The organism is Nitrosophilus sp., from assembly GCF_982775275.1.
In genome coordinates, this window is record NZ_CEXZHP010000018.1 from 1 (window position 1) to 9,502 (window position 9,502).

The 9,502-nt window shown below is 33.3% G+C and carries 8 protein-coding genes; 5 read left to right on the forward strand and 3 right to left on the reverse strand.

Annotation, left to right across the window (positions count from 1 at the left end; translation table 11 throughout):
* From AC30RD_RS01940 to AC30RD_RS01950, 3 genes are all read right to left on the reverse strand, one after another.
* Positions 1–380 (reverse strand): 2-dehydropantoate 2-reductase N-terminal domain-containing protein (locus AC30RD_RS01940; RefSeq protein WP_489492479.1); only part of this gene is annotated, 380 nt, incomplete at its 3' end.
* Positions 381–437: 57 nt separating this feature from the next.
* Complete coding sequence (locus AC30RD_RS01945; RefSeq protein ID WP_489492480.1) at positions 438–1,988, reverse strand: fatty acid--CoA ligase; 1,551 nt, start codon at positions 1,986–1,988, stop codon at positions 438–440.
* Positions 1,989–1,990: 2 nt separating this feature from the next.
* The gene (locus AC30RD_RS01950; protein ID WP_489492481.1) at positions 1,991–3,241 is read right to left on the reverse strand and encodes an OmpP1/FadL family transporter; all 1,251 of its coding nucleotides are present in this window, start codon (positions 3,239–3,241) and stop codon (positions 1,991–1,993) included.
* Positions 3,242–3,347: 106 nt separating this feature from the next.
* On the opposite strand from AC30RD_RS01950, the gene AC30RD_RS01955 reads away from it, so the two are divergent.
* The 5 genes from AC30RD_RS01955 to clpX all read left to right on the forward strand — a co-directional run bounded on the left by AC30RD_RS01955 (position 3,348) and on the right by clpX (position 9,422).
* Complete coding sequence (locus AC30RD_RS01955; RefSeq protein WP_489492490.1) at positions 3,348–5,252, forward strand: NAD(+) synthase; 1,905 nt, start codon at positions 3,348–3,350, stop codon at positions 5,250–5,252.
* An 8-nt stretch (positions 5,253–5,260) separates the two neighbouring features.
* Entirely contained in the window at positions 5,261–6,343 is a 1,083-nt protein-coding gene (locus AC30RD_RS01960; protein ID WP_489492482.1) for an epoxyqueuosine reductase QueH, read from the forward strand.
* A 34-nt stretch (positions 6,344–6,377) separates the two neighbouring features.
* Positions 6,378–6,824, forward strand: coding sequence for a 3-hydroxyacyl-ACP dehydratase FabZ (fabZ, locus tag AC30RD_RS01965; RefSeq protein WP_489492483.1), 447 nt, complete (start codon positions 6,378–6,380; stop codon positions 6,822–6,824).
* A 253-nt stretch (positions 6,825–7,077) separates the two neighbouring features.
* Complete coding sequence (lpxA, locus tag AC30RD_RS01970) at positions 7,078–7,845, forward strand: acyl-ACP--UDP-N-acetylglucosamine O-acyltransferase (protein ID WP_489492484.1); 768 nt, start codon at positions 7,078–7,080, stop codon at positions 7,843–7,845.
* A gap of 350 nt (positions 7,846–8,195) precedes the next feature.
* On the forward strand, positions 8,196–9,422 hold the full coding sequence (gene clpX, locus AC30RD_RS01975; protein WP_489492485.1) for an ATP-dependent Clp protease ATP-binding subunit ClpX: 1,227 nt from the start codon (positions 8,196–8,198) through the stop codon (positions 9,420–9,422).
* The last annotated feature ends 80 nt before the right edge of the window (positions 9,423–9,502 follow it).

Genomic DNA, 9,502 nt, shown 5'->3' on the forward strand with positions numbered 1-9,502 from the left:
AAATTTTTAGCTTTTTTATTTGAGATGATATATATTGCTCCTTTTAAAACTTTTGAATTTGGAAAAGATTTTTTTAATTGGATATATGGTTCTATCCCGTTTAAAAGAGGTAAAATTATTGTATCTTTATCGATATTCTCTTTAATTAGGTCGATATACTCTTTTAAAACAAAACTTTTTGTAGCAAAAATAACAATATCATATATTTTATTTTTCGGTGGTTGCTTTATTATGTTTGGAAAATACTCCTTAATTTTTCCATCTTGTTTTATAAAGATTTTATCCATCGATTTTGTTATAAGATCTACTTCTAAAATCTCACTTAACATTGCGGCTATATATCCTCCAACCCCGCCACCTCCAATTATGGCTATCTTCATTTTCCTCCTTTTTCTTAATTGCTAAATTTAATCAGCCATTCAGCCATTTTACCCAATTTAAACATTAGAGGATAGCCTCTCTTTTAAAACCCTTTTTAAAACTTTTCCCGTTGCGTTTTTGGGCAACTCGTCAACTATATATATATTTTTTGGAATCTTAAAATTGGCAAGATGCTCTTTTAGATATTTTTTTATCTCCTTTTCTTTTATATTGGCTCCCTCTTCAAGCTCAATATAGGCTACCGGGAATTCTTCGCTTTTTTCATCTTTTTGTCCGATTACCGCAGCGGCTTTAATAAAAGGATTGTTCATTAAAACCTCTTCTATCTCTCTTGGGTATATATTTATCCCTTTTGAGATGATTAAATCTTTTTTTCTATCTACTATATATATAAAATCCTCTTCATCCATATATCCCAAATCCCCGGTTTTTAGCCATCCATTTACTATAGTTTGAGCCGTAGCTTCGGGGCGGTTTAGATACCCTTGCATAACGTTGTCGCCTTTGACGATAATCTCTCCTATCTCATATCTTGGAAGTTCTACCATTTCTTCATCTACTATTTTTACTTCTACTCCGACAATTGCGGGGCCTACCGATTTTGGTTTTTGTTTGTTTGGAAGGTTTACTGCTACTACTGGAGAACATTCGCTCAGTCCATAACCCTCAAGAAGTTTTCCTTTTTTAAATTTTTTGCTAAATCTTTTAAGTGTATCTTCCGGAAGCGCCGCTGCTCCGCTAACATAATATTTTACTTTGTTAAACCAGTGAAAATACCATGGAAGTTTTGCTTTGCTGAGTGCTTTATAAACATCGGGAACTCCAGTAAATATAGTTACTCTTTTTAAAAGGACCTGTTTTATAATGTTTGAAAAAGGGATGATTGATCTAACTATAACTATCGGACTTGCAAAATAGATGGGCATTAATATAGTAACAGTTAGTGTAAAGGAGTGAAACATAGGAAGATATACTATAAACCTATCTTTTGGCGTTATTTTTAAAAGTTTTTCTACGCCTAAGATATTAGCAAAAATATTTCTATAACTTAAAATCGCTCCCTTAGGCTTACCCGTAGTCCCGGAGGTGTATATAATGGTTGCGATATCATCAATATGAGGTTTATAATGAATCTTTTCGTGAGATTTTAAATTTGATAAAATCTCTTTAAAACTTATATTTTTTTCGTCTAAATCTTCAAACTCTCCCTCCCATATAATTTTTTGGATTTTTGTTTTATCAAAAAGATTTTTTGTCTCTTTGGAAAATTTTGCGGAACTTACCAATATTTTAGCTTCGCAGTCGTTTAAAATATAAGCTATTTCTTCCTCTTTTAAAAATGTATTGATAGGAACCGGGATTGCTCCAAGTTTCCCCGCAGCCAAAAAAGCTACGATAAATTCAGTTGAATTTGCTACTACCAAGGCGATTTTATCACTCTTTTTAATTCCTACAAATTCCAAAAATCTCGCAAATGTATCAACTTTTAATTTTAATCTCTCATATGTTATTTTTCTATTCTCATCAAATAAAGCTATATGCTTTGGTCTTTTTTTTGCGTGATACTCTAAAACTTCATAAAAATTTTTATATCTATATTTAAACATAACTAAAACCTATAATTAAAAGATAGATTTACAAGATGGGCTCCACCCTTTTTAAATTCCCCTACGATTCCGTTTATATTTTGATCTGTTAATTTAATCTCTCTTTTTTCCTTATAATCATATAGATAAGCCACTCCTAATGAGATATTTTCATTATATCTGTATAAAGCTCCCAAAGAAAAGATCAAAGCATCGCTATCCGGTAGTTCATACCCTAAAGTTTTTGTAGGAACAGGCGTTTGGTCATAGCTAAATCCATACATAGTAGTTAATTTATCGCTATTTTTATAGGTTAGTCCTATCCTAAAAGTATCGGTATCTTTCCAATCTTTATCTTTTTCTATGTTATAAGCTGCATTATCAAACTCGATTTTTAATTTTTTATAACTGCTCCAAAAAGTTCTTTCGTAAACTACCTCAAATTTAGCTTTTTCGTTTATATCCAAAGCAGCCGCTAAAGCAAGAGTTGCCGGTAAAGGGATAGTTACTCTTCCGGTAGTATCTGTTTTATTAATCAGGGTGTTGTTGTTAATAGTCAAAATCGTAGCATCACCCTTTTCCTTTAAGTTGACTTTTGATCTATAAGTAGCCGATAAAAACAATGAATCATCCATTTTATAACTAATAGCCAAGTTATATCCAAAAACAGTTCTAATATCTCCTTTAAGATCGTAGTCTAGATATGTTGATGAGTTAACTGGAGGATTTAATTTGATTTTCCCGTCTGTAAAAATTGCTCTAACTCCCGCACCAATAGAGAGATTTTCTTTTATCATATAAGAAATTGCTGGATTAAATTCTGCTACTCTTAAGGTAAACTCCTTTGCGCTCCAGCTTTGCGGGGCACTTTCCCATCTTTTTGAAAGACCCGCTGGAGTAGTTAGTGATAGAGCGTATCTTACTTTTCCATATTTTTTAGAGATAAAATGGATATGGGGAACCAAAAAAGATTCGCTTTTTGTTTTATTATCGGCATCCATCATAGTCAAAGGCGATGTAGAAGTTATCTGTTTGCCGTTATATTCGATTTTTGGTAGATATATGGCGGTAAGGGACAATTCAAACTTTTGACCATCTTTTATAAAACTCATATTTGCCGGATTAAAATATGCGGCGTCAGCTTCGTTTGCCCCCGCCACATACGCGGCACTTAAAGCGATAGATTTTATTGATTGTTCTGGTATTTTATATGCTGCGGCAAAAAGTGAGCAAGATAGAGTTGTAATAGCTAAAAAAGAGACTATTTTTTTCATTAAAAATCCTTTCATAATTTTTCACATTCTAACAAATTGGGAAAAAAAATTGGTTTAATTTATTTGGTATAATTAAAAAAAATTTAAAAATGTATAAAAAGGAAAAATAGTGCACGGGTTTTTAAGAGTTGCGGCGATATCGCCAAAGGTTTGGGTTGAGGATATAAAAAAAAATAGCCAAGAGATAAAAACTCTAATTTTTGAAGCTGATAAAAAAGATGTAGCGATAGCGGTATTTCCTGAGCTTTGTTTGACCTCTTATACTGCAGCAGATCTTTTTTATCAAAAGATTTCTAACGATTTGGTTTTAAAAAATTTAAAAGATATTCTAACCTCAACAAAAAATCTTGATATAGTATATATACTTGGAGCCCCTTTTTTATTTAAAAATAGACTATACAATTGCGCTTTTGTTTGTCAAAAAGGAGAAATTTTAGGAATCGTTCCAAAAAGTTATCTTCCAACTTATAAAGAGTTTTACGAAAAAAGATGGTTTGTCAGCGGAAAAGATATAAGAGATAAAAGTGTTGAGCTTTTTAGCAAAAAAATCTCTTTTGGAGTAGATCTGCTTTTTAGACATAAAGAGCTTCTTTTTGGGATAGAGATATGTGAGGATCTATGGTCTGTTATACCTCCATCTTTTTATCAATCGATCGCCGGGGCCAATATGATTTTTAATCTTTCTGCAAGTAACGAATATGTTGGAAAATATGAGTATAGAAAAGAGCTTGTTAAAACTCAAAGCGCAAGATGCGTTGCGGGCTATATATACGCTTCAAGCGGAGTTTACGAGTCTACAACGGATCTTGTTTACGGCGGACATTTGATAATCGCAGAAAACGGAACTATATTAAAAGAAAATAGTAGATTTCAAAGAGATAGCCAAATAATTACGGCAGATATTGATATAGAAAGACTCATATATACAAGAATTAACGAAACTTCATATAAAGATAGCGAAATTTTGGATTTTAAGGAGATAAAGATAGAGTCGTTAAAAAGTATTAAAAAACTTGATAGATTTATAGATCCTTACCCTTTTGTTCCATCCGATCCTCAAGCTAAAAACAGAAGATGCGAAGAGATATTTAATATTCAATCAGCCGGTCTTGCAAAAAGAGTTGAACATATAGGAGATCCAAAACTAATACTTGGAATTTCGGGAGGTCTTGACTCTACATTGGCTTTGTTGGTTTGTATATGGACGATGGATCTTTTAAAAAGGGATCGAAAAGATATTATAGCTATTACTATGCCGGGATTTGGCACTACCAGCAGAACATACGAAAACGCTAAAAATTTATGCAGGCTGTTGGGAGTTGATTTTAAAGAGATAGATATAAAAGAGGCGGTTTTGGAGCATTTTAAAGAGATTGGACACGATCCTAAAATTCATGATATAACATATGAAAACGCTCAAGCAAGAGAAAGAACCCAGATCTTAATGGATATAGCCAATAAAGAGGGCGGTTTGGTGGTAGGAACCGGAGATCTAAGCGAGATAGCTCTGGGATTTTCTACATATAACGCAGATCATATGTCTATGTATAACGTAAACGCTTCCGTTCCAAAAACATTGGTTAGATATGTTATAAAATGGGTTGCTTCTAAAATGGAAAAAGAGGTAAGCGAAATTTTGATAGATATAGCAAATACTCCGGTCTCACCTGAACTTTTGCCAAAAAGAGATGAAGAAATTGCGCAAAAAACGGAAGAGATAATCGGTCCATATGAGCTTCACGACTTTTTTTTATATCATATGATCAAATATGGAGCAAAACCGAGTAAAATACTCTTTTTGGCAAAGTTGGCTTTTAAAAAAAGTTATGATGAAAAAACTATCAAAAAATGGTTAAAAGTTTTTATAAAAAGATTTTTTGCCAATCAGTTCAAAAGGAGCTGTATGCCAGATGGTCCAAAAGTTGGGACGATTAGTTTAAGTCCAAGGGGCGATTGGAGAATGCCAAGCGATGCTTGTGCAAACGAGTGGCTAAAAGATCTAAAGGAATAAGGTAGTAAATGTTAGTGCATATCTGTTGTAGCGTTGATAGTCACTTTTTTATAGAAAAACTAAAAAAAGATTTTCCAAATGAAAAGATAGTGGCTTTTTTTTATGATCCAAATATTCATCCATATAGTGAATATAAATTGAGACTTTTAGACGTAAAAAGAAGTTGTAAAAGACTTGGAGTTGAGTTAATAGAAGGAGAGTATGACTTTGATAGTTGGCTAAAATCTGTAAAAGGACTGGAAAATGAGCCAGAAAAGGGTGCAAGATGTATGGTCTGCTTTGATAAGAGGCTAAAAGTTAGTGCAAAAAAAGCAAAAGAGATAGGAGAAAAAAGATATACTACCACTTTACTTGTAAGTCCTAAAAAATCTCAAGAACAACTTATAAACTCCGCTAAAAAGATAGATAAAGAGCTTGGAGTGGAGTTTGTTTTTGTGGATTATAGAAAAGGTGGAGGAACTCAAGAGCAAGCAAAAACAGTCAAGAATGAAAAGCTTTATAGACAAGACTATTGCGGCTGTCTTTTTGGGCTAACTAAGCAAAGAGAAGAGCAAAATATTTTTATGGATGAGATGATATCTAGCGTAAATAAGGCGATACTTCCGGCATCTATCGAAGAGAGATTAAAAATTTATGAAAAAAGAGTAGAACTGGAAGAAAAAGATATAAAATATAAAATAATTAGACAAAATTTTTTAAATTATAGAATTTTAAGGGCATTTGTGAAAGTTCAAAAAAGAACAATCCCTTCATATTTTCTTTTTTACTCAACTTCTAAAAGAGATTTTATAAGAGGAAAAATCGATTTTGAACTATCAAATGTTTTTTATTTAAATAAAGAGCAGGTTAGATTTATAAAACTTGAATATTTCAATGAACTTAGCGGGTATGATTTTAAAAGTGTAAAAGAGTTATACTTTTATCCCTTGGATATTGAAAATGAGATAAAAGTTAGGAAACATCTCTCTTTTGAAGATTATGATACGAGTCCTATAATAGTAGTTGATGAGATACCACAAGCAAAAATTGAGATTTACTTAAAATATGAACTATACAACGATGTTAGAGAAAATTTAGTAACATTAAGATAAAATATCAAAAATCTTAATTAAAAGAGGTAAAAATATGCTAGACGTAGTAGAGATTCAAAAGATACTGCCTCATAGGTTTCCTTTTTTGTTGGTAGATAGAGTAGTGGAAGTTAAAGAAAATGAATCGATAATAGCTTATAAAAATGTTAGTATTTCCGAGCCTGTTTTTGAAGGCCATTTCCCCGGACATCCAATATATCCTGGGGTTATGATAATAGAGGGGATGGCTCAAGCTGGCGGGGTTTTGGCTTTTTTGAGCTCTTCTGAAGAGGATAAGGAAGCTGCAAAAGATAAAGTGGTATATTTTATGAGTATAGATAAGGCTAAATTTAGAAATCCGGTTAAACCTGGAGATAGATTGGAGTATAGACTAAATGTTATAAAGCATAGAGGAAATATTTGGGTGCTTGATGGCAAAGCTTATGTTGATAATACTTTAGTAGCTGAAGCGGAATTGAAAGCTATGATTGTTGATAAATGAGCAAAGGCAAAAGCCGGAGGCTTTTAGCAGGCAAACTGCTTTGCCTGCATGCCTTTGCGAAAGCTGCGACTATATGCGAGCCCTAAACTCAAGGAGTTTAGTGGCGAGCATAGGAGCAGCTGATTTACCTTGAAACAAATCGTAGCGAGCGAAGCGAGGTAGATTTGTGGTTGATTTTGGTTAGAATGGTTAAAATAGGTGAAAAGTAAGTAGTTAAACTAAAAATAATGCGATATGAATTTTGGGAGTATTAATGATTTCAGATAGAGCAATAATAGAAGATGGTGCAAAAATCGGTAAAAACGTAAAAATAGAGGCCAATGTTTTTATAAGCGCCAATGCAGAGATTGGCGATAACTGCGAAATAAAATATGGTGCATGTGTTTATGGTAAAACAAAAATTGGCCAAAATTCAAAAATATTTTCTTATGCGGTTATTGGTTCACAACCTCAAGACTTAAAATATAGCGGGGAAGAAGTTGAGTTAATAATTGGTGATAATAATGTAATTAGAGAGTTTTGTCTTTTTAATCCAGGCACAAAGGGCGGTGGTGGAAAAACTGTTATAGGAAATAATAATTTTTTTATGGGTTATGTGCATGTTGCGCACGATTGTGTTATAGGAGATAATTGCATTTTAGCAAATGCCGCTACGTTAGCCGGACACGTTGAACTTGGCGATAACGTAGTTATAGGAGGACTTAGTGCAATTCATCAGTTTGTAAAAATCGGTGATTATGCTATGATAGCTGGAGCAAGTGCCGTTAATCAAGATATTCCTCCTTATTGTTTAGCTGAAGGTAATCGTGCCGTTTTGAAGGGATTGAATCTGGTTGGTTTAAGAAGAAAACTTGGAAGAGATGTTATAGATACTTTAAAAAAAGCTTATAAAGAGTTATTTCAAAACAGAAAGCCTTTGCAAGAGGTAGCTGTTGAGCTTTATAAAGATAGTGATAATGAGTATGTTAGAAATTTAGCAAAATTTATTATGGAGACCAAAAGAGGAATACCTTTTAGATGAGCAAGGGCAAAACCCGTAGGGTTTTAGAAAGCAAACTGCTTTGCTTTTGTGCCCGAGCGAAGGCTGTGACTATATGTGAGCCCTAAATTCAAGGAATTTAGTGGCGAACATAGGAACAGCCAGTTTACCTTGAAGCAAATCGTAGTGAGCGAAGCGAGATAGATTTGTGGTTTGTTAAAGTAGTTGAGTGGTTGAGAAGGTAGGTGAAAGGTTGAAGGAAGAAGGGAGAAGGAAGAAGGGGGTAAGGTGGTAAGAGTCAAGATTATAAGAGGGCTCAATCCCCAATTCCAAATTCCCAATTCCAAATTTAAAAACTAACAACTAAATATTGATGAAAGGAAAATTAGTAGATGCTTAGAAGATGTAGTTTTTGTAAAACATATGAGAGCGAAGAAAATCCATTGATAGCCGGTGAAGGCGTATATATATGTAAAAATTGTATAATTTCTGCTTATAAGATCTTTTTTGGTGAAGATGAAGAAGAGATTGAAGAAGAGGTTGAATTTGATAAAGAGCTTTTAACTCCAAAAGAGTTAAAAGCGGTTTTAGATCAATATGTAATAGGTCAAGAGAGGGCAAAAAAGATTTTTGCCGTTGCGGTTTATAATCATTATAAAAGAATATTTAAACAACAAACATTAGATGATGATACACAAATCGCAAAATCAAATATTTTGCTTATAGGTCCTACAGGGAGCGGAAAAACTCTTATGGCTCAAACAATGGCAAAATTTTTGGATGTTCCTTTGGCGATCGCAGATGCGACAAGCCTAACAGAAGCGGGATATGTAGGAGAAGATGTAGAAAATGTTTTAGTAAGACTCTTGCAAGCGGCCGGCGGAGATGTTAAAAAAGCTGAAAAAGGGATAATTTTTATCGATGAAATAGACAAAATTTCAAGACTTGGCGAAAATAGAAGCATAACAAGGGACGTATCGGGCGAAGGTGTCCAACAAGCCCTTTTAAAAATTATAGAAGGCAGTGTTGTAAATATACCTCCAAAAGGGGGAAGAAAGCACCCAAATCAAGAGTTTATCCAGATAGACACCTCAAATATTTTATTTATATGTGGCGGTGCTTTTGATGGACTTAGCGATATTATAAAAAGAAGGCTTGGCGGAAATGTATTGGGTTTTGGTCAAGAAAAAAGAAGCAAGATGGACGATTTTGATATTTTAAGCTATGTTGAACCTGACGATTTGGTTCAGTATGGATTGATTCCAGAGCTTATCGGAAGACTTCATATGATAGCCACATTAAATCAGCTAACAAAACAGGATTTTGTAAAAATATTGACTGAGCCCAAAAACGCACTTGTTAAGCAGTATAAAAAGCTTTTTGCAATCGATGATGTTGAATTAACATTTGAAAAAGAGGCTCTTGAGGCAATTGCCGACTTGGCTATAAAAAGAAAAACGGGAGCAAGAGGTCTTAGGGCTATAATGGAAGAGATAATGGTAGATATAATGTATGAATTGCCTGAATATAAAGGATATGAGATTGTAATAACTAAAGATGTTATAACAAAAAAAGAAAAACCGATTTTTATAAAAAAATCAAGAAAAATTAGCGCTTAAAGGATCAAAATGATATTTGATAAGATTATCGGTTTCTTTTCAAACGATATGGGAATCGACCTTGGAACGGCAAATACTTT

Coding starts and splice junctions, on each gene's coding strand:
- AC30RD_RS01945 (WP_489492480.1), bottom strand. CDS start 1,988: ATGTTTAAATATAGATATAAAAATTTTTATGAAGTTTTAGAGTATCAC.
- AC30RD_RS01950 (WP_489492481.1), bottom strand. CDS start 3,241: ATGAAAAAAATAGTCTCTTTTTTAGCTATTACAACTCTATCTTGCTCA.
- AC30RD_RS01960 (WP_489492482.1), top strand. CDS start 5,261: ATGTTAGTGCATATCTGTTGTAGCGTTGATAGTCACTTTTTTATAGAA.
- fabZ (WP_489492483.1), top strand. CDS start 6,378: ATGCTAGACGTAGTAGAGATTCAAAAGATACTGCCTCATAGGTTTCCT.
- lpxA (WP_489492484.1), top strand. CDS start 7,078: ATGATTTCAGATAGAGCAATAATAGAAGATGGTGCAAAAATCGGTAAA.
- clpX (WP_489492485.1), top strand. CDS start 8,196: ATGCTTAGAAGATGTAGTTTTTGTAAAACATATGAGAGCGAAGAAAAT.